Origin of the sequence: Streptomyces sp. NPDC058637 (assembly GCF_042717325.1) — a bacterium.
Classification (GTDB): Bacteria; Actinomycetota; Actinomycetes; order Streptomycetales; family Streptomycetaceae; genus Streptomyces.
This window is the reverse complement of sequence record NZ_JBHXRD010000001.1, coordinates 357,865-382,498: the sequence shown is the minus strand read 5'-3', so window position 1 is coordinate 382,498 and position 24,634 is coordinate 357,865. Positions and strand designations below refer to the sequence as shown.

Annotated in this window: 20 protein-coding genes and 2 tRNA genes; 18 read left to right on the top strand and 4 right to left on the bottom strand. The window is 70.5% G+C overall.

Annotated elements, in window-relative coordinates:
- Positions 1-102 precede the first annotated feature (102 nt).
- Together ACFWVP_RS01800 and ACFWVP_RS01795 are read left to right on the top strand one after the other, a co-directional pair.
- The gene (locus ACFWVP_RS01800; protein WP_384492950.1) at positions 103-2,184 is read left to right on the top strand and encodes a hypothetical protein; all 2,082 of its coding nucleotides are present in this window, start codon (positions 103-105) and stop codon (positions 2,182-2,184) included.
- Positions 2,185-2,379: 195 nt separating this feature from the next.
- A complete protein-coding gene (locus tag ACFWVP_RS01795) occupies positions 2,380-3,606 on the top strand; it encodes a glycosyltransferase family 2 protein (protein ID WP_384492949.1) in 1,227 nt (408 codons plus the stop codon).
- Positions 3,607-3,639: 33 nt separating this feature from the next.
- Here ACFWVP_RS01795 and ACFWVP_RS01790 read toward each other — a convergent pair whose 3' ends face one another.
- Positions 3,640-5,064 (bottom strand): polysaccharide pyruvyl transferase family protein, encoded by a 1,425-nt coding sequence (locus ACFWVP_RS01790; protein WP_384492948.1) that lies wholly within the window; start codon positions 5,062-5,064, stop codon positions 3,640-3,642.
- 330 nt (positions 5,065-5,394) lie between these two features.
- Here ACFWVP_RS01790 and proB point away from each other — a divergent pair, with 330 nt between their 5' ends.
- From proB to ACFWVP_RS01765, 5 genes are all read left to right on the top strand, one after another.
- Positions 5,395-6,513: a glutamate 5-kinase gene (proB, locus tag ACFWVP_RS01785; RefSeq protein ID WP_384492947.1), complete on the top strand. Its 1,119-nt coding sequence runs from the start codon at positions 5,395-5,397 to the stop codon at positions 6,511-6,513.
- A 129-nt stretch (positions 6,514-6,642) separates the two neighbouring features.
- A complete protein-coding gene (locus ACFWVP_RS01780; protein WP_384492946.1) occupies positions 6,643-7,128 on the top strand; it encodes a hypothetical protein in 486 nt (161 codons plus the stop codon).
- Positions 7,129-7,222: 94 nt separating this feature from the next.
- A complete protein-coding gene (locus ACFWVP_RS01775; protein WP_384492945.1) occupies positions 7,223-8,506 on the top strand; it encodes a glutamate-5-semialdehyde dehydrogenase in 1,284 nt (427 codons plus the stop codon).
- A gap of 87 nt (positions 8,507-8,593) precedes the next feature.
- Positions 8,594-9,193 (top strand): hypothetical protein, encoded by a 600-nt coding sequence (locus ACFWVP_RS01770; RefSeq protein ID WP_384492944.1) that lies wholly within the window; start codon positions 8,594-8,596, stop codon positions 9,191-9,193.
- A 641-nt stretch (positions 9,194-9,834) separates the two neighbouring features.
- On the top strand, positions 9,835-10,956 hold the full coding sequence (locus tag ACFWVP_RS01765; RefSeq protein ID WP_384492943.1) for a hypothetical protein: 1,122 nt from the start codon (positions 9,835-9,837) through the stop codon (positions 10,954-10,956).
- Here ACFWVP_RS01765 and ACFWVP_RS01760 read toward each other — a convergent pair.
- Positions 10,886-12,031 (bottom strand): M48 family metallopeptidase, encoded by a 1,146-nt coding sequence (locus tag ACFWVP_RS01760; RefSeq protein ID WP_384492942.1) that lies wholly within the window; start codon positions 12,029-12,031, stop codon positions 10,886-10,888. The genes ACFWVP_RS01765 and ACFWVP_RS01760 overlap by 71 nt on opposite strands.
- A gap of 110 nt (positions 12,032-12,141) precedes the next feature.
- On the opposite strand from ACFWVP_RS01760, the gene ACFWVP_RS01755 reads away from it, so the two are divergent.
- The 9 genes from ACFWVP_RS01755 (at position 12,142) to ACFWVP_RS01715 (ending at position 17,231) form a co-directional block, all read left to right on the top strand.
- Complete coding sequence (locus ACFWVP_RS01755; protein ID WP_384492941.1) at positions 12,142-12,294, top strand: hypothetical protein; 153 nt, start codon at positions 12,142-12,144, stop codon at positions 12,292-12,294.
- Positions 12,295-12,378: 84 nt separating this feature from the next.
- Complete coding sequence (locus ACFWVP_RS01750; protein ID WP_384492940.1) at positions 12,379-12,543, top strand: hypothetical protein; 165 nt, start codon at positions 12,379-12,381, stop codon at positions 12,541-12,543.
- A gap of 38 nt (positions 12,544-12,581) precedes the next feature.
- Positions 12,582-13,199 carry a nicotinate-nucleotide adenylyltransferase gene (gene nadD / locus ACFWVP_RS01745; protein ID WP_384492939.1) on the top strand — a complete coding sequence of 206 codons (618 nt, stop codon included), beginning with the start codon at positions 12,582-12,584 and terminating at the stop codon, positions 13,197-13,199.
- Between the two features lie 19 nt (positions 13,200-13,218).
- Positions 13,219-15,024 carry a LytR C-terminal domain-containing protein gene (locus tag ACFWVP_RS01740; RefSeq protein ID WP_384492938.1) on the top strand — a complete coding sequence of 602 codons (1,806 nt, stop codon included), beginning with the start codon at positions 13,219-13,221 and terminating at the stop codon, positions 15,022-15,024.
- An 83-nt stretch (positions 15,025-15,107) separates the two neighbouring features.
- Entirely contained in the window at positions 15,108-15,539 is a 432-nt protein-coding gene (gene rsfS, locus ACFWVP_RS01735; RefSeq protein ID WP_384492937.1) for a ribosome silencing factor, read from the top strand.
- Positions 15,536-16,189, top strand: a complete 654-nt coding sequence (locus ACFWVP_RS01730; RefSeq protein WP_384493013.1) for a histidine phosphatase family protein — start codon at positions 15,536-15,538, stop codon at positions 16,187-16,189. The genes rsfS and ACFWVP_RS01730 overlap by 4 nt, the downstream gene beginning before the upstream one ends.
- Positions 16,190-16,305: 116 nt before the next feature.
- Positions 16,306-16,378: transfer RNA gene (locus ACFWVP_RS01725), tRNA-Ala, on the top strand.
- Between the two features lie 405 nt (positions 16,379-16,783).
- A complete protein-coding gene (locus ACFWVP_RS01720) occupies positions 16,784-17,017 on the top strand; it encodes a hypothetical protein (protein WP_033305681.1) in 234 nt (77 codons plus the stop codon).
- 141 nt (positions 17,018-17,158) lie between these two features.
- Positions 17,159-17,231: transfer RNA gene (locus ACFWVP_RS01715), tRNA-Ala, on the top strand.
- Between the two features lie 63 nt (positions 17,232-17,294).
- On the opposite strand, the gene ACFWVP_RS01710 is transcribed toward ACFWVP_RS01715, so the two are convergent.
- Positions 17,295-18,869 (bottom strand): NADH-ubiquinone oxidoreductase-F iron-sulfur binding region domain-containing protein, encoded by a 1,575-nt coding sequence (locus ACFWVP_RS01710; RefSeq protein WP_384492936.1) that lies wholly within the window; start codon positions 18,867-18,869, stop codon positions 17,295-17,297.
- Positions 18,866-20,281, bottom strand: a complete 1,416-nt coding sequence (locus ACFWVP_RS01705; RefSeq protein ID WP_384492935.1) for a hypothetical protein — start codon at positions 20,279-20,281, stop codon at positions 18,866-18,868. Before ACFWVP_RS01705 ends, ACFWVP_RS01710 begins: the two co-directional genes overlap by 4 nt.
- A 499-nt stretch (positions 20,282-20,780) precedes the next feature.
- On the opposite strand from ACFWVP_RS01705, the gene leuS reads away from it, so the two are divergent.
- Both leuS and ACFWVP_RS01695 read left to right on the top strand, forming a co-directional pair.
- Positions 20,781-23,648: a leucine--tRNA ligase gene (leuS, locus tag ACFWVP_RS01700; RefSeq protein WP_384492934.1), complete on the top strand. Its 2,868-nt coding sequence runs from the start codon at positions 20,781-20,783 to the stop codon at positions 23,646-23,648.
- A gap of 145 nt (positions 23,649-23,793) precedes the next feature.
- Positions 23,794-24,486: a hypothetical protein gene (locus ACFWVP_RS01695; RefSeq protein ID WP_384492933.1), complete on the top strand. Its 693-nt coding sequence runs from the start codon at positions 23,794-23,796 to the stop codon at positions 24,484-24,486.
- Positions 24,487-24,634: the final 148 nt, after the last annotated feature.

Below are 24,634 nucleotides of genomic sequence, written 5' to 3'. Positions count from 1 at the left end.
AGCAGGTTCTTCGTGATTTCGACAGCCATTCGCCTGGCCCGTGTGGGCAGTCGGTCAGAACTGGCGGCAGCGATACTGATGACGCTGGGTTACCCCTGCGTCATGATTGCCGCGCTTCTCCCCGATATCTGGTTCTTCGCGGCGGCCACGGCTGTCACGTACGTCGCGGACTGGTATCTGCACCAGCGCGGCAGCTATCTGGTCAACAGGCTCGGCAAGGTGCGGGCGGGGCTCTCCATCCGCTTCCTGCTCCGCCAGCTGATGATCATCCTGCTGCTGGCCCGGCTGGACCTCGCCGAGGAACCGCTGTTCTACGCGGCGGTCGCCTGCTTCCTCGTCTTCTACGGCCTGCAGGCCCCGCACGGCGCGCTGTCGACCCTGATCCGGCTGCGCCGCACCATGCCGATCGTCACCCGCAACGTGGACCTGCACGCCGTCCGCATCCCCGACGCGCCGCCGCGCTCGCTGCTGCACCGCTCCGCCGAGAAGATGCTCCACCTCGACATCCCCGCGGTGGCCGGCATCCTGATCGCCGCGGGCACGGGCGAGGACCTCCTCGGGTACATCGGCGCCGGGGTCACCGTGCTCCTGGCCGTCGTCTACAACGCCCTGCTCGTCCCGTACCTGCGCAAGGTCCGCCAGGTACCGTCGGCCCCCGCCGTACTCAAGGCCCTGGACACCTGGCTGCGCGAGTACCAGCCGACCGTCGTGCTCTACTTCTCCGGCTCGAACGAGTCCGCCTACCAGGGCAACATGTGGCTCGACACCATGGCGGCCGTCGAAGGACGCCCGCTGATCGTCATGCGCGAGCGCAACCTGGTCGCGCAGCTCGCCGACACCGCCGTACCCGTGCTCTGCATCCCGGCCGGGACGCACCTGATGAACCTGGACCTGTCCAGCGTCCGGGTCTGCCTGTATCCCGCCAACGTCGGCAAGAACATCCACATGCTGCGCGTCCCGACGATGAAGCACGTCTTCATCGGGCACGGCGACAGCGACAAGCTGGCCAGCGTCAACCCGTACTCCAAGGTGTACGACGAGGTGTGGACGGCCGGCCGTGCGGGCCGCGACCGGTACGCGCTGGCCGACGTCGGCATCCGGGACGAGGACATCGTCGAGGTCGGACGCCCGCAGCTGGCGCCCATCGAGAGCTGGACCGGCACGACCAGGAACCCCATCCCGACGGTGCTCTACGCCCCCACCTGGGAGGGCTGGGACGACAACCCCGGCAACACCTCGCTGCTGCTCGCCGGTGAGAACATCGTCCGCCGGCTGCTGGAGGCGGACAGGCCCGTCCGCGTCATCTACAAGCCGCACCCCTTCACCGGGATCCGCAGCGCCAAGGCCAAGGCCGTCCACGGCCGGATCAAGGCCCGGATCGCCAAGGCCGCGCAGGAGCGCGCCGCCGACCCGCGCTGGGCGACGGAGGCCGCCTCGGCGGCGGCCGGTCAGGGCGCGGCCAGGACCGAGCTGGCCAGGATCGAGTCGAGGCTGGCCGAGCTGGCACAGCCCGGCCGGTCCGGCGGCGACGAGTCGGAGGAGTCGCGCGTCTCGCTCGCCGACCCCGCCCGCCAGGCCGAGATCGCCACGCTGCGGGCCGAGTGGAACGACGCCTACTGGCGCTCCTTCGGCTGGTGGGAGCACCGGACGGTGTCCGGAGCGCAGCCGAAGCTGTACGACTGCTTCAACCAGTCCGACGCCATGGTCTCGGACATCTCCAGCGTGGTCTCCGACTTCATCGCGAGCGGCAAGCCGTACGCGGTCACGGACTCGGGCGGGCTCGGCGTGGAGGAGTTCAAGCGCCAGAACACCGCCGTACGAGCCGCCGTCATCCTCTCCAACGGCGCCGAGGAGATCGGCGGGCTGCTGGACGCCGTCGCCGACGCGTCGGCGGACCCGCTGGCGGATGCCCGCCACGAGCTGAAGAGCTACCTGCTGGGACCGGACGAGCCGACCTCGATGGAACAGTTCAACGCCGCGGTGCGGGCGCTCGCGGCCAAGGCCGAGGCCCGCAACGCGGGCGTCGCCCAGCGGATCGGGGCGCAGGCCGCGCCCATGCCGGACCCCGAGGCCGAGTCGAGCGGGGCCGGGGACGGGATGGCGGAGGCGGTCGCGCGGGCCGAGGCCGCGGCCGATCCGGATGCCGACGCGGGAGTCGGCACAGGGCCTGCCGTGGCTCGCTGACCGGCTGGTGTAATCCAGACGTCATCCAGATGTTCGAAAGGCGTCCGGATTGCGACGCAACCTGGCCGACGGCCCGTTCGTCTCCTCTTGAGGAGAACGAACGGGCCGTTCGGCGTATCCGTGACCGGAGTGCACGAAGAGGCGTCGAACTATCGTTTCTTCTGATTGGTACGGATATGGGTGAACCGGGGAGCGATGACCACCAGCGAGCCAGATGTCAGCGTCGTCATAGGGGCCTACGAGGCGATGCCCTATCTGATCCGATGCCTGGAATCGGTCGAGGCACAGACGCTTCCGGCCGGACGGATGGAGATCATCGCCGTCGATGACGGTTCGACGGACGGCACGGGGGGGTACCTCGAGGAATTCGCCGCCCGGACCGCGATACCGATGCGTGTCATCCGCCAGGAGAATTCCGGCGGGCCCAGCGGCCCGCGCAATGTCGGCCTCGGCCTCGCCCGCGGCCGTTACGTCTTCTTCCTCGACGCGGACGACTACTTCGGCGAGGAGGCCCTGGAGCGAATGGTCTCCATGGGCGACCGGGCCGGCACGGACGTGGTGCTCGGAAAGGTCGTCGGGGTCAACCGCGGTGCGGCCAAGTCGATGTGGAAGGAAACCGTCGAGCGGGCCGACCTGTATTCCTCCAACATCAAATTCACGCTGAGCGCCCAGAAGCTCTTCCGGCGGGAACTCCTCGTACGGCTCGGAATGACCTTCGACGAGGGCCTGAAGACGGGCGAGGACGCCCTCTTCACCATGGAGGCGTATCTGCGGGGCGACGGGGTCTCCGTCGTCGCCGACTACACCTGCTACTACCTGGTGGGCCGGGACGACGGCAAACACGTGACGAAGAGCGGCAGCTACCTGCTGCGCTTCGACTCCGCCCGGGCGCTCATGGAGCTCATCGCAACTCACGTCCCGCCGGGGCCCGAGCGGGACGCGCTGATGGTCCGGCCGTTCGTCATCACACTGCTCCCGCAGTTCGGGCCCGCTCTGCTGAGGCAGTCCGAGGCCGTACGGGAGAAGAAGATGCGGCTGGCGGCCCCGCTGCTGGACGCCTACTGGTCGGCGGGCCTGGGCCGTCGGCTCAAGGTCCACGAACGCCTGCGGCTGGCCTGTGTGTCGGCGGGCCGGCTCGACCTGCTGCTGGACGTCCTGCAGTTCATGCGGGACAAGCGCGAGCCCAAGGCCGTGCGCAAGGGCGTCCGGGGCCGGCTCCACCTGGCCTACCCGCACTTCGGCGAGGAGGCGGTGCTGCCCGACGCCGTGTACGAGGTGACCGTGACCGAGCGGATCGGCGGCCGGAGGATCGACGTGCCGGGACGCCAGTCCACTGCCGTGTTCCTGCGGCGCCTGGCGCGCAAGGCGCGCAGGACGGCCCGGGCCACCCTGCACGTGCCACGCAGGGCGCACAAGGTCTGAGACCCGCGGAACGGCGGCAGTGGACGCGCGGCCTCACTGTTCGGGACGCAGCAGCCTCCGGACAGGGCGCCCGACCACACGCCTGGCGCGCCGGTAGGCCGACGGCCAGGGGGCATCTCCGTCAGCGGCCTGCACCTTGATGCTGACCGGGGAGGCCTTCTTCGCGAGCTGGCTCCGCAACTTGGTGTTCTGCTCGGTCAGTTCCTCCATCCGGCTCCGCATCCAGCTGAAGCGGCCGGCCAGCGACCCGGGGTCGCTGTCGATCCACGGGCGGACGCCCGGCGGGAGGGTGAGCTCGCTCATCTGCGCGTCGAACGCGGCACCGCCGTCACCGTGGGTGAAGGTGTTCTCCAGGCCGTTCTTCTCCATGAAACCGGTGAAGCGGAGGAAACGTTCCTTGTGGCCGTTCACGAGATCACCGAAGTCGGCCGCCGCGTACAGCTCGGCGGGGTCGATGTTCTTGGGGGTCTCGGAGATCTTGCGGTGCGGGATGCCGAAGTACCGGCACAGCTCCAGCGTCCGGGAGTCGCTGCAGAGCACGGTGCTCGGGACGCCCGCCAGCAGCGCCGCGATGTTGCCGTGGATGCGAGAACCGAAGGAGAAGTCGAACTCGCGCAGGTCGCTGATCCAGGTCGCCGGGTCGACGTAGAGGCGGACCTTGCCCTCGCGGTACATGGGGTGGGACGGGTGGGTCGGCATCGAGGTCAGCGCGCCGATCGGGTTGGCCGTCTCCCGCCAGTGCAGCAGCTCGGCCTCCAGGAGGTTCTGCCCGACGAACCGCAGATGCGGATAGCGCTCGTGGGCCTGCCGGATGATGGCGTCGAGGCCGTGCGAACGGACGGCGCTGTGCGAGCCGTTGACCGAGACGCGGGACTCCGCGGTGAGCGTCTCGCTCCTCTTCTCGACCTGGAACGTGTCACCGTTCATGAACATGGAGGGGCAGCCGATGACCTCGACGTCCCGGAAGCCCATCTCCTTGAGGTACTGCTCCGTGAACTCGCCCCGCACGCCGATGGACGCGCTGCGGTTGAGCACCTCCGTGACGAATTCCCTGACCGTCGGCTCCATCGGCTTCAGCCGGGAGGCGTTGTACTTGAGGTCGGCCTGGGCGCCGACCCCCAGCACGACGACCGGGATGCGCAGCTTCTTGATCAGCTGTGTCATCCGCTGCAGCGGGCGCTCGAACGTCGGGCGGAAGGCGTTCGCCAGGGGGACGACGAACGCGTCGTACTCCTCGTTGATCCGCGCGGCCTCGGACGCGACCGTGCGGATGCCGTTGGAGAAGACCTCTGCCCGCGGCGTCGTCAGAAGCTTGTGCGCCGCGTCGCTGAAGATCAGGTTGCCCGCGTTCGTCGCGAAGACATCTCTGTGGAGGGATTGCTCGAGTGAGGCCACGTCGAAGGGGCTCTTGCCCGATCTGAGAAGAATGCGCTTTTTGCGGGTCGGTTCATCAGTCACGTGTAAAGCGTAGCCCCATGAATGACCGGTGGAGATTACGTAAATGGCTCATTTCCGCGGTATGCCGAAAGCCACCCGAGCGGGGCCCGTTCCGGTAGGGGCGGCCGTTCGGGTGGGTCCGGGTGCACGGCGTCGGGTGCGGGACGCCGCGGCGCGTTGCCCAGGTCCGTGCGGGTGCTGAGACGGCTCGGCACGCCCCCGGCGGCCTCGCGTAGATTGGGGGAACCGAGCAGGACGACGTGATGGGGACGGGCGTACGTGTCAGGGGCAAGGGAATCCGAAGGCGCACTCCGCACACCCTCGGGGGACGGTGCGGTGCGGAGGCCGGGCGTGACCGACGCCCGCCGGATCGTGGTCAAGGTCGGATCCTCCTCGCTCACCACCGCGGCCGGCGGCCTGGACGCGGACCGGGTCGATGCCCTCGTCGACGTACTCGCGAAGGTCAGGAGCGGCGGGGAGCGTGAGATCGTCCTCGTCTCCAGCGGTGCGATCGCGGCCGGTCTGGCCCCGCTCGGGCTCGTCCGCAGACCCAAGGACCTGGCCCGCCAGCAGGCCGCGGCCAGCGTCGGACAGGGGCTGCTCGTCGCCCGGTACACCGCCTCGTTCGCCCGCTACGGCGTACGCGTCGGCCAGGTGCTCCTCACCGCCGACGACACCAGCCGGCGCGCGCACTACCGCAACGCCTACAGCACCCTCGACCAGCTCCTGGAGATGGGCGCGCTCCCCGTCGTCAACGAGAACGACACCGTGGCCACCGACGAGATCAGGTTCGGCGACAACGACCGGCTGGCCGCGCTCGTCGCCCACCTCGTGCACGCCGACCTCCTCGTCCTCCTCTCCGACGTCGACGGCCTCTACGACGGCGACCCCAGCACGCCCGGCACCTCCCGCGTCGCCGAGGTGAGCGGACCTGCGGACCTGGAAGGCGTCACGATCGGCAGCGCCGGCAAGGCAGGGGTCGGAACCGGCGGCATGGTCACCAAGGTCGAGGCGGCGCGGATCGCCACCGCCGCGGGAGTCCCCGTCGTCCTCACCTCGGCGAGCCGGGTCGCCGACGCCCTCGCGGGCCGCGACACCGGCACGTACTTCCACCGCACGGGACGCCGTTCGGCCGACCGGCTGCTCTGGCTGGCCCACGCCTCGACCCCGCAGGGCGCGCTCACCCTCGACGACGGGGCCGTGAAGGCCGTCGTCGAACGCCGCACCTCGCTGCTGCCGGCCGGGATCAGCGCGGTCGAGGGCGAGTTCTCCGCGGGCGATCCGGTGGAACTGCGGGACCCGGCGGGCCGTGCCGTCGCCCGCGGACTCGTCAACTTCGACGCCAAGGAGATCCCCCAGCTGCTCGGCCGCTCCACCCGTGACCTGGCACGCGAACTGGGCCCCGCCTACGAGCGCGAGGTCGTACACAGGGACGATCTCGTCGTCCTCACGCCCCGCCCCTCCCCCTGAAACGGCCGAAAGTCCAGCCTTCGGGCGGAGACCTTCACCAAAACCGCCCCAAGCCCGGCCCCGGACTGGTCAACTTTGTCACGGGGACACAACGGGTCAGCACAGCTACACATTCACAGGAGGCCGCCGGTGAGACGAGCGCGCCCGGGGGCGCCGCCCCGCGGAACGGGCAGCCGTGCCCTGACCAGCGTCGGAGCAGGGGCCGACTTCGGCGGTCCGCCCACCGACCGGACCCTTGAGCAGGAACGGGTGGTGGTGAGCGAGGAACGGACCCGGTCCAAGCTGTGGCACATCACCCTCAGCGTCTCCGGCGGCGAGACTCCGCTGAAGGAGGTCAGACGCGGGCTGGAACAGCTGGCGCACGACCACCCGTTCCTGCTGACCAGCCGGTATGCCAACGACCACGCGGAAGTCCGCTACTGGGAAGAGGCACGGGACCTCCACGACGCCGCGGCCGTCGCACTGCGGCTGTGGGGCGAACACCGTTCCAGCGCCGGACTCCCGCCCTGGGAGATCGTCGGCCTGGAGGTCATCGACCGGGAGACCTACCACCAGCGCGTCGCCGAGGGGTACGGCCCGCCGCCGGCGGCCCCGGTCGGCGTGCACCCGTACTGACGCCGGGCACCTGTCCCGCATCAACGGATGGACACCTGTCTCGCATCACGGGATACGTGACGGATGCCCGCAGTGTGCGCATTACCCTGCGGGCATGACCACGCTCTCGCCGTACGACAACATGTCCCCGGTCGCCCAGACCGCCTACCGGGCACGCGCCGCCGCCGCCGACATCGCGCCACTCCCGCGCGCGGCGAAGGACGACGCGCTCCTGGCGATCGCGGACGCGCTCGAGGTGCGCACCGGCGAGATCGTCGAGGCCAACGCCGAGGACGTGGCGCGCGCCCGCGAGGCCGGGACGAGCGAGTCGATCGTCGACCGGCTGACGCTCACCCCCGAGCGGATCCGCGCGATCGCGGCCGACGTGCGCGATGTGGCGGCGCTGCCCGACCCGGTCGGCGAAGTGGTCCGCGGCTCCACCCTCCCCAACGGCATCGACCTGCGCCAGGTACGTGTGCCGCTCGGTGTGGTCGGCATCATCTACGAGGCCCGGCCCAACGTGACGGTCGACGCGGCCGCCCTCTGCCTCAAGTCCGGGAACGCCGTGCTGCTGCGCGGATCGTCGTCGGCGTACTCCTCCAACAGCGCCCTCGTGCGGGTCCTCCGCGACGCGGTGGGCGGCTCCGGCCTCCCGGCCGACGCGGTGCAGCTCGTGCCGGGCGAGAACCGAGACTCCGTCCGTGAACTCATGCGCGCCCGCGGCCTGGTGGACGTACTGATCCCGCGCGGTGGTGCCTCGCTGATCCGCACCGTCGTGGAGGAGTCGACGGTCCCGGTCATCGAGACCGGCACCGGCAACTGCCACGTGTACGTGGACGCGCAGACCGATCTCGGCATGGCCGTCGACATCCTGATCAACTCCAAGGCGCAGCGCCCGAGTGTCTGCAACGCCGCCGAGACCCTCCTGGTCCACAAGGACGTCGCCGCCGACTTCCTGCCGCGGGCGCTGGAGGCACTGGCCGAGGCCGGGGTGACCGTGCACGGCGACGAGCAGGTGCTGGAGTACGCCGAAGGGTCCAAGGCCACGGTAGTCGCGGCGACCGCGGAGGACTGGGAGACCGAATACCTCTCGTACGACATCGCGGCCGCGGTCGTGGAGTCGCTGGAGGCGGCCGTGGCGCACATCCGCCTCTGGTCGTCCGGCCACACCGAGGCGATCGTCACCACCTCGCAGGCAGCGGCGCGCCGGTTCACCCAGTTGGTGGATTCCACGACGGTGGCCGTGAACGCGTCCACGCGCTTCACGGACGGCGGGCAGTTCGGGTTCGGCGCCGAGATCGGCATCTCCACGCAGAAGCTGCACGCCCGCGGTCCGATGGGACTGCCGGAGCTCACGTCGACGAAGTACATCGTCACGGGCGACGGTCACATCCGTTAGCAGGGCGGCCCGGTGTGCCCGCGCGGCCCCGGCGAGGAGTTCGCGGGCTCTCTGCCCAAAACGCCCCGCCGGGGCTACGCTGAAGCCGTGCCGGACGACGTGGGGGGCAGGCCGTTCCCGGACGGCGGGGAGCCCGACGACGACCGCGGGGGCGCGGACGAGGACTTCGCCTCCGTGGTGTTCGACGAGGACTTCGTACGGTCGGCCGAGATCCATGAACCCACCGCGGTGGAGCGGCTGCTCGCCGCCGCGGAGGCCCGTGCGGAGGCGGAAGCCGGCCGTGCGCGCTCCGGCCGAGGCGCCATGGACGACGACCTCTACGGCGACGGCTACGGGCCGGACGCCGTGTACGGCCGCCAGAGGCCCTTCGGGGACGCCCCTGGCCCGAACGGGGGCTACGGCGACGACGAGGACGGCCAAGGCCCGTACGGGCGCCATGGCGGCGCCCTGCGCCCCTACCGGGGCACCGCGCGCTGGCACCGGCCGGTCGCCTGGCTGCTCGCCCTGCTGATGGGTATCGGCATGATCGCGCTGGCGTTCAGCGCCGTCTACCGAGGCGCCGCGGGCAACCGGCAGGACCAGGTCCCGCCCCCGGCGACGAGCGGTGTCGACGTACCGGGCGCCGCCCCGTCGGCCTCGGCCGACTACTCACGCCCGGCTGTATCAGCGGTCCCGCGCACACCCTGAGCGCCTGAGGCCTGAGCACCTGGAGCCTGAGCGCCCGCTGTCGGCTGCGCGGGGTGGGGGCCGCGAGGGTGGGACGCCGTGCAGTGGGACGGTGCGGGCCGGGGCTGCGGAGGGGCGGGGGGCGGTCGACGTCCGCACGGGTTCCGGGAGTGCCGCTCCGGGGTGACGGCCCGGCCGCGTACCGGCCTTCCCGTGCCCACGCACGTCCCGGCCCCTCCCGCGCCGACCCACCGTATGGCCCACCTTCCCCGCCCGGCCACGGGTTGGCGTAACGCGGCGTACGGCTGGTGAGGCCCGGCGGCGGGGCCGGGGGATCGGCACCGGGCAGGGGTCCGGCGCAGGCGCCGCAGCAGGCCGCGTTCCCCTCGGCGTTCGCGGTCGCGTCATCGCCGGTGCTCCAGGTCGCGCTCCCGTCCCGTACTTCCGACTGTGCTCCCACCTGCAGCGCGTTTACCTTGATGACGATCGACCTAATCTGAAGGTATGTCCCCGGTCCCTCCTTCCGTCCCCGTCGCCGGGGAGAGGGCCACTCATCTGTTCGTGTGTCGATCGAACCCGTGACGGACAGGTCCGCCCGAGCCCCCGGCCGAGGCGGATCCCAGCGCCCGCCCTGAAGGGTGGCGCGGAGATCGGGAGAAGTCATGACAGGCCGCGGAGAACCGCCGGAAGGTCCGCCCGAGAACCCCTCGGGCGGCGAGGACGAGTACCGCTCCCTCGTCTTCGACGAATCGTTCGTGCGCGCTGCCCGGCTACAGGAATTCTCGGCGCGGGAACGGATGGGCGAACCCGCACGCGCCGTTCGCTCCCTGCCGGGTGGCGGCCCCCGCCGGCGCTCCCGGGCCGCCGTCGCCCTTGTCGTGCTGATCGTGCTGGCCTTCGCCACCGCCGTCTACGTCGGCTTCCGCAACCCGTACCCGCAGCCCGTCGGCCGGCACGCCGAGCCGCTGCGGACGACCGTGATCCCCCTCGCTCCGCGAGGTGCGGTCCCCGGCGGAACCCCTGAGGCCCTCCTGGACGCGGGCCCCACCGCGCAATTCCCGACCGGCGCCGCCGGAATCAACCTGCCGGGGGTCCGGCGCACCAAGAACTTCTCGGACAGCCAGGTGACCATTGCCCTGATCACGGTCAAGGACTACCTGGTGGAGTCCTCCCTCGACCCCGACGTACTCACCGGCGGTGTCGTCCGGCCGGTCGGAAGGCTGCTCGACCCGGAACAGGCGGCCCAGTTCGACCGGAGCGTGAACTCACCGGCCGACGACGGCGAGCACATCGCCACGGGCTGGCTGGTGCGCTTCGACCCCGCCGAGGTGGAACTGGCCGACCCCGAGATCCGTGTCCGGGGGACCCTCAGCTACGCGGAGGCGGGGGCGGACACCCTGGAGGTGGTGTCCGACCACACCTTCACGTACGCGCTGCGCCCCTCCGCGTCCGGCCCCCACCGGACGGACGACGCCTCGCTGTTCACCGTGCGGCGAGTGCTGCACTTCCTCCTCGACCGGGAGGACCTCCGGCTGCACCGGCTGGAGGTACGCAGCGCCCACGTCCAGGCAGGGCCGCAGTCGTGCTCGGCCGACCCGGCCGGTGCCCTGCGCCCGCTGCTCGCCGGCGAGCGGGCGGATCCCCGGGGGCCGGCCGGCACCGACCCCTACAGCACGGGCCTGCCCACGGCGGGCATGTGCGGGACGCTGGAGATCAGCTCCCCGTCCCCGGGCCCCCCTCGGGGTGGTCCGGACGCCGCCAGGTCCCTTTCGGGTCGTCCGTAGCGTCGTCGCCCGACGGGGCGCCGCCCTTGCCGGTGGAACCACCGCTTCCGCCGGCCGCACCGGTGAACTTGTCGCGGAGCTTGCCGCCCAGGTCACCCGCGCCGCCCGCGATGTCACCCACGAGCTTCATCAGCGGGTCCTTGCTGGTCCGCACCGTGTCCGCGTAGTGCGAGGCGGACTCCCGGAAGGAATCCGTCACCGAGGCGTCCTTGTCCCCGTCCCGCCTCGGGTAGTGGCCGTCCATGATCCGCTGGAAGTCACGGGTCTCGGACCACTTCTTCAGCTCAGCGGCGCGCACGGTGGTGAAGGGGTGCGACCGCGGCAGCACATTGAGGATCTTGAGCACCGAGTCGCGGAGGTCCCCCGCCTTCTCGTACTCGTCCGCCTGGGCGAGGAAGGCGTCCACATTCATCTCGTGGAGGTGATTGCCGCCCGCGATCTTCATCAGACCGCGCATCGAGGCCTGCTGATCCTGCCCGACCAGCAGCCCGGCCCGGTCGGCGGACAGCTCCGACTTGCGGAACCACTCGCGCAGCGCCGTCACTATGGCCATGATCGCGACGTTGCCGAGCGGGATCCACGCCACCTTGACCGCGAGGCCGGTGAGGAAGAGCAATATCGTGCGGTACACCGAGTGACCGGAGAGCGCGTGGCCCACCTCGTGGCCCACGACCGCCCGCATCTCCTCCTCGTCGAGGAGCTCCACCAGCCCGGTCGTCACCACGATGATCGGCTCGTCCAGGCCGATGCACATGGCGTTGGGCTGCGGGTCCTGCTTGACGTACATCGTCGGGACCTTCTCCAGGTCCAGGATGTAACACGCGTCCCGCAGCATGCCGTTGAGATGCGTGAACTGGGCGTCGCTCACCCGGACGGAGTCCGACAGGAAGAGCAGTCGCAGACTGCGCTCGGGGAGCAGCCCGCTGAGCGCCTTGAACACGGTGTCGAAACCGGTCAGCTTCCGCAGGGCCACCAGGGCCGAGCGGTCCGCCGGATGCTCGTAGGCACGTGAGGAGATGCCCGGGAATCGCTTGCGCTGCCTGCTCGGCACGCTCTCGTGACTGTTGTCGGTCATGGATGGCCCCCTGTTCGTACGAGACGTCGCTCGTCCCCCTGACACATGCCAGCGTATGTGCTGGCGTTACGGTGTGCGGGGGCTGTGGATAACTTTGAGGAGCGCCCGAAATGCCGCACACCGCCGCACTGCTCGCCGCCGCGTCCGAGGACCAGGGGGCAGGCAGCACACTGCGTGTCGTGCTCGTCGTTTCGCTCCTCGGAGCTGCCCTGCTCGCCTGGTTCCTGCTGCGTGGATACCGCAACGACGACAACAACGACTGAGTCGGCGTGAGCGTGCCCGTGACGCCCGCATACGATGTGCGCGACGTCTTCCTTCCGACTCCCGATCGATAGGTCCTGCAGAAGATGAGCCTCACGAGCACCGCGCACCAGCTGGTCACCCTCGCCTCCGAGGGCGGCGAGCAAGGTGGTAGCCACGAAAGCCTCAGCCCGTACCTCACCGGTGGCGGCGCGCTCGTCGTGCTGCTGCTCCTGCTGTGGATCACCACTCGCTTCAACCGGGACCGCTGAGGCGTAGGCGAACAGCCGTACGAGTAGGGTCTGCACGCATGGGAGAGCAGGAAATGCCTACCGGACGCGGCAAGCGCCGACTCGGCGTGATGGGCGGGACGTTCGACCCCATCCACCACGGACACCTGGTGGCGGCCAGCGAAGTGGCCGCCCGGTTCGACCTCGACGAGGTCGTGTTCGTCCCGACCGGGCAACCGTGGCAGAAGAGCCACAAGCACGTGTCCCCGGCCGAGGACCGTTACCTGATGACGGTCATCGCCACGGCGTCCAACCCGCAGTTCTCGGTCAGCCGCAGCGACATCGACCGCGACGGACCGACGTACACCATCGATACGCTGCGGGATCTGCGCACGGCCAACGATGACACGGACCTCTTCTTCATCACCGGCGCCGACGCGCTGTCCCAGATCCTCACCTGGCGGGACGCCGAGGAACTCTTCTCGCTCTCCCACTTCATCGGTGTGACCCGGCCGGGCCATCTACTGACCGACGACGGGCTGCCCAAGGGCGGCGTCTCGCTCGTCGAGGTGCCCGCGCTGGCGATCTCGTCCACGGACTGCCGCGCGAGGGTCGCGCAGGGGGAGCCGGTCTGGTACCTGGTGCCGGACGGTGTGGTCCGCTACATCGACAAGCGCCAGCTGTACCGCGCCGAATAAGCCACGTAGAGGGGCACCGGTGAACGACCGACAGAACCCGTACGACCCGTACTACCAGCAGCAGCCGCAGATCATCGGCTACGACGAGTACGGGCAGCCGGTCTATCAGCAGCAAGGGCAGCAGCAGGAACAGCAGCAATACGACCCGTACGCGCAGCAACAGCCCCAGCAGCCGCACCAGCAGGACGGGCAGACGCAGCCGGGTTACGCGGACCAGGGATACGGCTACGACCCCTACGCCGGCACCCAGCAGCAGTACGACCCGTACGCCGCCCCGCAGCAGGCGCAGCCGGTACAGCACCCCCAGCAGGCTCAGTCCGCACAACAGGACTACGGGTACGACGGCGCCTACGGGACGTACGGCTACGACACGGGCCCGCAGTCGGTCGTGGACGATTCCGCCCAGCAGTGGAACACCGAGCAGAACCAGGTGGCCGCTCCGCCCGAGCAGCGGCCCGAACCGACGCGTGAGCCCGAGCCCCTGCGGGAGCCAGAACTCCGGCGGGAGCCAGAACCCCTTCCCGACGCCGTCGTCCCCGAACAGCGCCGCGCCGACCGGGACTACCGCACGGAACAGTTCTCCTTCATCGAGGAGCCCGACGAGGACTCCGAAGACGTCATCGACTGGCTGAAATTCACCGAGAGCCGCAGCGAGCGGCGCGAGGAAGCGCGGCGCCGCGGGCGCAACCGGATGGTCGCGCTCATAGTCGTGGTGGCCCTCGTCGTCGTCGGCGGCGCGGGCTACCTCTGGTTCGCCGGCAAGATCCCCGGCGTCTCGGGCCAGGACGGGCGGGAGTCCGCGGCGACGGGCCCGCAGAAGCGTGACGTCATCGTCGTCCACCTGCACAACACCAAGAAGGGCGGCACCTCGACGGCGCTGCTCGTCGACAACGTGACCACCGAGCAGGGCACCACCGTCCTGCTGCCCAACTCGCTCGCCGTGGCCACGGACGACGGTTCCACCACCACGCTCGGCAAGTCCGTCGACGACGACGGCTCGACCGGTACGCGCGAGGCCATCGACACCCTCCTCGGCACCAGGATCAGCGGCACCTGGCGGCTCGACACCCCGTACCTGGAGAACCTCGTCGAGCTCGTCGGCAACATCGAGGTCGACACCGACATCGCGGTGCCCGACACCGAGAAGGGTGCGGCGCCGCTCGTGAACCAGGGGGAGAAGCAGACGCTGAGCGGCCAGATGGCCGTCGCGTACGCCACCTACCAGGCACCGGGCGAGCCGCAGGCCAAGCAGCTGACGCGTTTCGGCGAGGTCTTGCGCAGCACGCTGCGCAAGATGTCCGAGGACCCCAAGGCCGCGACGGTCACCATCGAGACGCTGGCGCAGATCCTCGATCCGTCACTGCCCGAGCAGGACCTGGGGGCCTCACTGGCGAAACTCGCCGGGTACGCCAAGGTCGGCGACTACAAGACGGCGCTTCTCCCCGTCCAGGACGACGGAACGCTCACCGAGAAGGCCACCGCGAGTGTCGTCAAGGACGTCCTGGGCGGCGCGGTCAGGGCTCCGGACCCGGACGCGGCGGTACGCGTCGGGATCAAGAACGCGACGGGCGACACCAAGGGCTCGGAGTTCGCCAGGGTCCAGCTGGTCAACGGCGGATATGCCTTCGTCGACAGCGGCGAGGCGGACCCCGCGGCATCGTCCGAGGTGACCTACAGAACCGCCGAGGACAAGGCGAAGGCGGTCGAGGTCGCCAAGACCCTGGGCCTTCCCGAGGACGCGGTGAAGAAGGGCGAGCCCGCCGCGAACGCCGACGTCTCCGTCCTGCTCGGACAGAACTACAAGATGCCGGAACAGACGTCGTGAAGGCACCGGAACGGACGTCGTAGGGGCTGTCGGCGGTCCGTGAGACCCTAGAGGTCGATCTGACCGCCGACGAAAGCCTGCATGTGACCGCCACGGACCGCTCCATCGAGCTCATCAACGCTGCCGCCCAGGCGGCAGCCGACCGGCTCGCGCACGACATCATCGCCTACGACGTCAGCGACGTGCTGTCGATCACCGACGCCTTCCTGCTGGCCTCGGCCCCCAACGACCGCCAGGTCAAGTCGATCGTCGACGAGATCGAGGAGCGGCTGCAGAAGGAGCTCGGCGCCAAGCCGGTTCGCCGCGAGGGCGACCGCGACGCCCGCTGGATCCTCCTCGACTACGTCGACATCGTGATCCACGTCCAGCACAGCGAGGAGCGTGTGTTCTACGCGCTCGAGCGCCTGTGGAAGGACTGCCCGGAGATCGCGCTCCCCGAGGACGCGCTCAAGACCCGCGGCAAGGCCGAGGAGCACGCACAGCTCCACGGCATCACGGAAGGTGAGCAGAGCTGAACGGCAGCAGGAGCGGCAGGGGCCGCAGGATCGTCCTCTGGCGGCACGGCCAGACGGCGTGGAATCTGGAACGCCGATTCCAGGGCTCCACGGACATCGAGCTGACCGAGGCCGGCGTCGGGCAGGCCCGCAGGGCCGCCCGGCTGCTCGCTTCGCTGAAGCCGGACGCGATCGTCGCCTCCGACCTGCGGCGGGCGGCGGCCACGGCCGGTGAGCTCGCCGCGGTCACCGGCCTCGACGTCGCACACGACTCCGCGCTGCGCGAGACGTATGCCGGCGCCTGGCAGGGGCTCACCCACGAGGAGATCGTCGAGCAGTACGGCGAGCAGTACGCCTCGTGGAAGCGTGGCGAGCCCGTGCGCAGGGGCGGTGGCGAGCTGGAGACCGAGGTCGCCGACCGGGCTGCCCCGGTGGTCCTGGAGCACGCCGGCAAGCTTCCCGACGCGGGCACGCTCGTCGTGGTGAGCCACGGGGGCACGATCCGGACGACCATCGGCCGTCTTCTCGGGCTGGAATCGCAGCACTGGGAGGGACTCGGCGGGCTTTCCAACTGCTGCTGGTCCGTCCTGGGCGAGGGCGCGCGCGGCTGGCGCCTGCTGGAACACAACGCCGGGACGCTCCCCGAGCCCGTCCTCGGGGACGACGACTAGCGGGGGCCCGGAGGGCGTCTTCGGCCAGTGGGGGCCGGATTTCACTTTCCGGCCGGTCGCAGGCTAAAGTTCTTCTTGTTCGCAGCGCGGAAACGCAGGGAAACACAGCGAACAGCGGGGCTATAGCTCAGTTGGTAGAGCGCCTGCATGGCATGCAGGAGGTCAGGAGTTCAATTCTCCTTAGCTCCACAGTGAAGATCCCGTCCCCGGCAGGGGGCGGGATCTTTTTTCGTGCGGTTGCCCGGGAGGGGCGCGCAGGCCTTCGCGGCTCCGCCCAACTGCCTTGACCCGTTGGGGACAAGGGCCCGCGAGGTCAGCCGGCTCGGTCGACGCCGGTGCGGTGACCGGTCCCGTACGGCTCGTTTGCGACAAACCCGGAGGCCCGGGCCGTCGGCGGGCTGACCCCCTTGCGGGGTCATGGCAGAATCGGAGCGCCGGAGGGGGCGACGGACCGATCGGGAGGGAGCGCGATGCCTGCGAGCCGCGTACAGGTCCCGGACCTGCTCCTTGTCCCCGCCGGGAGCGCCGGCCCAGCCACCCCGCAAGAGGGCTCCCGCGCGTGTACGGCCTGCGGCCGCAGTCGGAGCTGACCGGATGGGTGCACACAGGCGGAAGTGCGACTGGTGCGGCAGCGGTACGCCCATCGTCAGGGACATGGACCCGGTCAACGCGGAGTTCCAGTACTGGTGCGAGGAGTGCGCGCGGGCGCTGATCATAAAAGGCGACCCCATCGAGACCTACCGCGAGCTTGAGGGGGAACCCATCTACGGGAGGCTCCTGGAGGAGCACTGCACCCTCAAGCGGTTCTACTCCTTCGCCACCGCCTGACAGACCCGGTGGCCGGACCGCCCACCGGTCAGGGCCTTGCGGCGTGGGCGTACCGGGTGGGAGTGGAAACGATTTTTGATGGGCAGGGGGGACCGTGTAATGTTCTCGATGTCGCCAGGGAAACCGGGCGATCAGTAACGAGGGGCTATAGCTCAGTTGGTAGAGCGCCTGCATGGCATGCAGGAGGTCAGGAGTTCAATTCTCCTTAGCTCCACAGTGAAGAAGCGGGCCGTCCGAATCGGATGGCCCGCTTCTCGTCGTACCCGGCGGGTTCGGTTCAACCGCGTCCGCTGCCCAGGGCCTTGCGCCGCGCGCTGGGGAGCACCGGGCGCTCGGCGGGCGCCTGTTCGATACGGAGTGCCAGCGCCGGGCACCGACGGACGGCACGCTGGGCGCGGCCCCGCAGATGCATCGGAACGGCGGCGTCCGCGAGTGCCGGGTAGCCGTCGGGGCCCAGCCTGACCAGCTCGGGCACGATGTCCGCGCACAGCCCGTGTCCCTGGCAGAGCGTCCAGTCGACCGCCAGCTTCTCCCCGCTCGGAATGGACTCCTCCACATCCTCGTAGCCGGTGGACGGCAACGGCAGTACGCCCAGCGTCTCCCGCCCGCAGCCGCCGCCCAGGACATGCGCGGCGAGATCGTCCGTGAACGCGGACAGTGTCGACGACAGGAAGCGCGCCGAGCCGTCCGGGTGCTTGCACGCTCCCCGGCCCTTGACCGCCTGGGTGACCTCGCGCAGCGCCTCCAGTGCCGCCGGCCCACCGCCGTTCATCACGTCGGAGAGCCCGCCCGCCGCGGCGGGCAGGCCCAGCTTGCACGGACCGCACTGGCCCGCGGTCTCGGCGGCCAGCCAGTTGGCGATCCTCAGCGACTCCCCGATCGGGCAGGTCTCCGGACCGATGGGCAGGATGGCACCGGCGCCGAGCGCGCCTCCCGCCGCCGCCAGGGACGCCCTGGAGACCACCGCGTCGTGCGCGGCGACGGCGTCGATCCAGTTGCCGTGGTAGCCGCCCGTCAGTACGCCCTGGGGAAGCGGTGGAGCACCGGCCAGCTGGAGGACGTACCGCAGGGGCACCCCGGTGGGCACTTCGATGACCATGGGGCGTGCCACCGCACCGGAGACGGTGAGCAGGACCGTGCCGGGCTCGTCGGGCAGCCCGGTGTGTCCGTAGCGACGGGAGCCGATCCGCGCGGCGACGGCGAGCTGGGCATAGGTCTCCGCGTTCGACAGCAGCGTCGGCGCGCCGGCCACTCCGGACTCCGCCGCGCGCTCCCGGCGGCCCGGCGGCAGGGCGGGGCCACCGTTCACCGCCCGGATGACCGCCGAGGCCTCCCCCGAGACCATGCGCTCCGGGGTGCGCACCACCCGGGCGCGCAGGTGCTGTCCGCGCCGGTCGGACAGGCCGCGCTCGGCCAGGGCGGCGCGGACGGATATCTCCGTGGAGTTGCGCGTGACGGCGACGACCAGGGTGCGCGCGCCGAGCGCCTCCGCCGCGAGCAGCGCACCGTCGAGGATCAGGTGCGGGGCACGGTTGAGCAGCACGGTGTCCTTGCGGCAGGCGGGCTCGCCCTCACTGCCGTTGATCACGACGACAGGGCGTACCCCCCGGCGTATGGAGGCCTTCGCGACCGCGCGCAGCTTCCTCCCGAACGGGAAACCCGCACCGCCACGTCCGCGCAGGGAGATGGACTCGGCCAGTTCGGCGAGGCGCTCGCCGGTCATGGGTTCGAGCGGGCCGTGCACCTTCAGGTGCATGGCGAGGTCGAGGCGCTCCACCAGGTCGAAACCGGTGGTCAGCTGGGGAAGGCCGACGACGCGAACCTCGGGAACATCGGGGAGGGGGACGTTCAAGGTCGGTCTCCTGCGGGTGCGTGCCAGGGTTCTCCGGCGGGGGGCGGATAGAGCGGCCCCGGCATCTGTTCGGTCTCGGCGTCGCCATGGACGGCGCCGCCGCCGTATCCGGTCCGGCCGACCGGAGGGGCGGGGGGCGCGTACGAGGACGCACTCCCGGGTGCCTCGTACGCGGTCGGCTCCTGGGTGCGTGCGTACGCGTGCTCGGGGTCGTACAGGGGGTCCGGGTCGTACGCGGGCCTGTACGCCTGCGTAGGGGGCGCGGGCGAAGGCGTGGGCCAGTGGTCGTCCGTCTGCTCGATCGGTGCCGCGGGGGGCCGCGAGACGGCGCGGTAGGCCGCGGAGATGCCCTGCCCGAAGCCCGGGGCCGGGGCGGCGGCCGGGACGGGGCCCGGGTCGAGCCGTTCGGCGCTCCGGGGCGGCGGTTCATGGAGCGGGGACCCGTACGGCGGGGGCTCGTACCGCGGCGCTTCGTACCGCGGCGGCCCGTGCGGGGGCGCCCCGGACGACGGTGTCTCGTACAGGGGCGCCCCGGACGACGGTGTCTCGTACAGGGGCGCCCCGGACGGCGGTGCTTCGTACGGAGGCGGCGAGGGAGCGGTGAGCGTCCGGGGGCGGACCGGGGTGCCGCGCAGGTCGCGGTCGTCGTCCCCCCAGCCCGGCGCGTCCCGTGGCAGGCCCTGACGCGGCTGCGGAGGCATGTGTTCCGCGCCGGGGAGCGGCGACGCGCGGATGACGGGGGCCGACTCGGACGGCGGTGCGTCGGGGCTGATCAGAGTGGTGACCAGCTCGGTGATCAGGCGTTTGGTCGGGCGTGGCAGCAACCTGAGGCCCAGGGCCACGGCCACGGCCAGCAGACAGAGCATGTACATCACGACGACCCAGGTCGCGGGCTGCCGTCCGGCGTACAGGCCGTGCACCAGCGCGGAGCACCAGGCGGGGTAGGCCAGGGCGTGCAGCGCACGCCAGCGGCCGGCGATCTTTCCCGGGGTGGCGAACGCGCTGCGAAGGGCGCCGGTCGCCGCGGCGACGATCATCAGCAGACCGGCGAGCGAACCGAAGCCGATGAGGCCGGAGGTGCCGCTCACCCCCAGGCCGAACGGCACGAGGGCGCCGAGCAGTTCCACGTGCCCGAGCGCCACCTTCACGGTGCCGTGCAGCAGGAGGAATCCGAGCGAGGTGACAGCGGCTGCCCGGTGGATTCCCTGGGCGATCAGCCGGTGGCGGGTCGAGAGGAACAGCCGGTCGGTGGCCAGCAGGCCCCAGGCGACCGCCGCGGTGAGCGACACCAGCGTGAGGACGCCGGTCGTGAAGTCCAGCGCCGCGCGCAGGTCATCGCTACCGGCGACGGCGAGCAGGGGTATGAGGACCAGCACCGCGACGGTCAGCCCGCCCTGCGTCGGGCGGCTCATTCCTGGACTGCGGCTCATGGAGGGGGATGAGCGGATCCTGCGATGAGGCTTCATGGGGGCGACTCCGAAAGGTTCGGCAAAGCGGTCCCGTTGCCGCATGCTAGGTCGCCGCATACCGGCCGGTACGAGCTTTGAGTTGTTGCCCCGATAGAGGGCAGTACGCGGAGTAACCCCCGGAGCGTGTGGGTCCTGCGCAGAACTCGTGCCGATGCCGTGGGCGTGCGGGCTCGTTCGTGAACGGGCCCGCCGAGGCGGATCGGCGGATACATCTCGGACGGGGCCCGGGCCCCGTGCGGTACCCTGACGCCATGCGTGCCGTAGGCCTTCTGCTTAGCGAGCCGCGCTGATCACTCCCGACCGGTGAGAACGCCTGGTCGGACTCGGTGCGGCGTCCCCTCCTGTGCGAGGGGATTTTTCGTTTCCGTAGACGTATGTCCATAGACGTGTGTCCGTGGACGTGGGCGCCCGGCAGATGACGATCGATGGAGCTTTGAGGATCATGAGCGAGACGAACACCGCGGCCGAGGCGGCCGCGCCGCACCGCTACACGGCAGCGATGGCCGCCGACATCGAGGCACGCTGGCAGGACTTCTGGGACGCCGACGGAACGTACGAGGCGCCCAACCCGACCGGTGACCTGGCGGACGGTTCCGAACTGGCCGCCAAGCCGAAGAAGTTCATCATGGACATGTTTCCCTACCCCTCGGGGTCGGGTCTGCACGTCGGCCACCCGCTGGGTTACATCGCCACCGACGTGTACGCGCGCCACCAGAGGATGACCGGACACAACGTCCTGCACACCCTGGGCTTCGACGCCTTCGGTCTGCCCGCGGAGCAGTACGCCGTGCAGACGGGCACCCATCCGCGGGTCTCCACCGAGGCCAACATGGAGAACATGAAGGTCCAGCTGCGCCGGCTGGGCCTGGGGCACGACAAGCGCCGCTCGTTCGCGACGATCGACGCGGACTACTACAGGTGGACCCAGTGGATCTTCCTGCAGATCTTCAACTCCTGGTACGACACCGAGGCCGACCGGGCCCGTCCGATCGCCGAGCTGGTCGCCCAGTTCGAGAGCGGTGAGCGCCGGACCCCGGACGGCCGCGAGTGGGGCGCGCTGAACGCCGCCGAGCGCGCCGACGTCCTGGGGCAGCACCGCCTGGCGTACGCCTCCGACGCGCCCGTCAACTGGTCGCCCGGGCTGGGGACCGTGCTGGCCAACGAAGAGGTGACGGCGGACGGCCGCTCCGAGCGGGGCAACTTCCCGGTCTTCAAGGCCAAGCTGCGCCAGTGGAACATGCGGATCACCGCGTACGCCGACCGGCTGCTGAACGACCTGGACGCCCTGGACTGGCCCGAGGCCATCAAGCTGCAGCAGCGCAACTGGATCGGCCGTTCCGAGGGTGCGCGCGTCGACTTCCCGGTCGACGGCGCCGGTGCGATCACCGTCTTCACCACCCGGCAGGACACCCTGTTCGGTGCCACCTACATGGTGCTGGCACCCGAGCACGACCTGGTCGAGCGGATCATCCCCGCCGCCTGGCCGGAGGGGACCCACCCGGTGTGGACCGGCGGGCACGCGAGCCCGGCCGAGGCCGTCACCGCGTACCGCAAGCAGGCCGCGGCCAAGTCCGACGTGGAGCGGCAGGCGGAGGCCAAGGACAAGACCGGTGTCTTCACCGGCGCGTACGCGACCAATCCGGTCAGCGGCGACAAGGTCCCCGTCTTCATCGCCGACTACGTCCTGATGGGTTACGGCACCGGCGCGATCATGGCCGTACCGGCGCACGACCCGCGCGACTTCGCCTTCGCGCGCGCCTTCGAGCTGCCGATGCGCTGTGTCGTCGAGCCGTCGGACGACCGCGGTACGGACGCCTCCACCTGGGAGGACGCCTTCGGCTCGTACGACGCGAAGCTGGTCAACTCCGCGAACGACGAGATCTCCCTGGACGGCCTGGGTGTCGTCGACGCCAAGGTGAAGATCACCGAGTGGCTGCAGGAACACGGTGTCGGCGAGGGCACCGTCAACTTCCGGCTGCGCGACTGGCTGTTCAGCCGTCAGCGCTACTGGGGCGAGCCCTTCCCGATCGTGTACGACGAGGAGGGCATCGCCCACGCGCTGCCCGAGTCGATGCTGCCGCTGGAACTGCCCGAGGTCGAGGACTACTCGCCGCGCACCTTCGACCCGGAGGACGCCGACACCGAGCCCGAGACCCCGCTGTCCCGGAACGCCGACTGGGTCAACGTCACGCTGGACCTGGGCGACGGGCCGAAGAAGTACCGCCGCGAGACCAACACCATGCCGAACTGGGCCGGTTCCTGCTGGTACGAGCTGCGCTACCTGGACCCGGACAACGACCGGCGACTGGTCGACCCGGCGATCGAGCAGTACTGGATGGGTCCGCGCGAGGGCATGCCCACGGGCGGCGTCGACCTGTACGTCGGCGGCGCCGAGCACGCCGTGCTGCACCTGCTGTACGCGCGGTTCTGGTCCAAGGTGCTGCACGACCTGGGCCACATCTCGTCCGCCGAGCCGTTCCACAAGCTGTACAACCAGGGCATGATCCAGGCCTTCGTGTACCGGGACAGCCGCGGGATCGCGGTGCCGGCCACCGAGGTCGAGGAGCGCGACGGCGGGTACTACCACCAGGGCGAGAAGGTCAGCCGCGTCCTGGGCAAGATGGGCAAGTCCCTGAAGAACGCCGTGACGCCCGACGAGATCTGCGGCGAGTACGGTGCCGACACGCTGCGGCTGTACGAGATGGCCATGGGCCCGCTGGACGTCTCGCGACCGTGGGACACGCGTGCCGTGGTGGGGCAGTACCGCCTGCTGCAGCGGCTGTGGCGCAACGTCGTCGACGAGGAGACCGGAGAGGTCACCGTCGTCGACACGGAGGCCGACGAGGACACGCTGAGGGCGCTGCACAAGGCCATCGACGGCGTCGGTCAGGACATGGCCGGTATGCGTTTCAACACCGCCATCGCCAAGGTCACCGAGCTGAACAACCACCTGACGAAGGCGGGCGGCCCGCTGTCACGGTCGGTCGCCGAGCGGCTGGTGCTGCTGGTCGCGCCCCTGGCCCCGCACGTGGCGGAGGAGTTGTGGCGTCGGCTGGGCCACACCGAATCGGTCGTCCACCAGGACTTCCCGGTCGCCGACCCGGCGTACGTCGTGGACGAGACCGTGACCTGCGTCGTGCAGATCAAGGGCAAGGTCAAGGCACGCCTGGAGATCTCCCCGTCCACCACGGACGAGGAGCTGGAGGCGCTGGCCCTAGCCGACGAGGGCGTCGTCGCCGCACTGGGCGGGGCCGGTATCCGCAAGGTCATCGTGCGGGCCCCGAAGCTGGTCAACATCGTCCCCGCGTAACGGCTGAGGGCCGTCGGCCGGTCGAGGCCAGGGCTTTCCCCTACGGGCAGGTTGGGGGTTCCGGTGGAACCCCTGGCCTGCCTGTTCCGTTTACGGTAGGAGGGGCACCGCACACCGGGGCCGATCCGACCATCGAGGGGCGTTCATGGAAGCCGTGATCCTGATCCTGACGCTGCTGTTCGTCGCGTTCATGGCGCTCGGGGTGTACGCCGGTGTCAAGGCCGTACGCGCGGCCAAGCGCGGGGTGGACCGCACGATCACACAGGCCCGCCGATCCGTGGAGGACACCACGCTGCGGGCCAAGAGCTACGGCCAGCCGGGCGTGGCGGGAGAGCTCGCGCAGCTGCGGCTGGCCCTGCGGACATCGATGCGGGCCACGCAGGACGCGTTGAACGCCGGGGCGGCCGAGGACGCGTCGCTGTCGGAGTCCCTGGGACTCTTCGAGCGACTGAGCGTGCACGGGCGTGAGCTCGACAACGACCTCAAGCGCCTGGAGCGTGAGCCGGACCGGGCGACGGTGGCCACGCTGCTGCCGGCTCTGAAGGAGCGCACGGAACGCATCACGCACTCGGCCGAGTCGCTGCGCTGGGCAGCGCGTGACCGGGCGCGGCAGTTCGCCGACGACGACCTCGCGGCGCTGAACGCTCAGATCGACGTCGAGGCCGGCGCCCTGCGGCACTGGACGACGGAGGAGCCGACCGACCCGGGCGGCACCGCGGGCCGGAGCTGGAGCGGACCGGCCGACGAGGAGACACCGCAGGCACTCACACCTCCGGACCCCCGCCTCCAGACCGGCTACCCGTGGCAGAAGGCCACCAGGCCGGAGACCACGAACTGACACCGGCCGGCTGTGTACGGGACGGGTGTGCACGGGGTAGTGGTGTACAGACCGGTTGTGTACGGGGCCGGCAGGACGTGTTCCGAACCGATCGGAAATGATCAATACGGCAGGCCCGGGCTGCCGTGTCACCGCCCCGGAAGGTAAC

Bases quoted from the DNA above. Each gene is read 5' to 3' on its own strand.
- ACFWVP_RS01775 (WP_384492945.1), top strand. From the start codon at position 7,223: ATGACCACGCTCTCGCCGTACGACAACATGTCCCCGGTCGCCCAGACC.
- leuS (WP_384492934.1), top strand. From the start codon at position 20,781: ATGAGCGAGACGAACACCGCGGCCGAGGCGGCCGCGCCGCACCGCTAC.
- nadD (WP_384492939.1), top strand. From the start codon at position 12,582: ATGGGAGAGCAGGAAATGCCTACCGGACGCGGCAAGCGCCGACTCGGC.
- ACFWVP_RS01695 (WP_384492933.1), top strand. From the start codon at position 23,794: ATGGAAGCCGTGATCCTGATCCTGACGCTGCTGTTCGTCGCGTTCATG.
- ACFWVP_RS01755 (WP_384492941.1), top strand. From the start codon at position 12,142: ATGCCGCACACCGCCGCACTGCTCGCCGCCGCGTCCGAGGACCAGGGG.
- ACFWVP_RS01705 (WP_384492935.1), bottom strand. From the start codon at position 20,281: ATGAGCCGCCCGACGCAGGGCGGGCTGACCGTCGCGGTGCTGGTCCTC.
- ACFWVP_RS01765 (WP_384492943.1), top strand. From the start codon at position 9,835: ATGACAGGCCGCGGAGAACCGCCGGAAGGTCCGCCCGAGAACCCCTCG.
- ACFWVP_RS01750 (WP_384492940.1), top strand. From the start codon at position 12,379: ATGAGCCTCACGAGCACCGCGCACCAGCTGGTCACCCTCGCCTCCGAG.
- ACFWVP_RS01760 (WP_384492942.1), bottom strand. From the start codon at position 12,031: ATGACCGACAACAGTCACGAGAGCGTGCCGAGCAGGCAGCGCAAGCGA.
- ACFWVP_RS01800 (WP_384492950.1), top strand. From the start codon at position 103: ATGATTGCCGCGCTTCTCCCCGATATCTGGTTCTTCGCGGCGGCCACG.
- ACFWVP_RS01795 (WP_384492949.1), top strand. From the start codon at position 2,380: ATGACCACCAGCGAGCCAGATGTCAGCGTCGTCATAGGGGCCTACGAG.
- ACFWVP_RS01720 (WP_033305681.1), top strand. From the start codon at position 16,784: ATGGGTGCACACAGGCGGAAGTGCGACTGGTGCGGCAGCGGTACGCCC.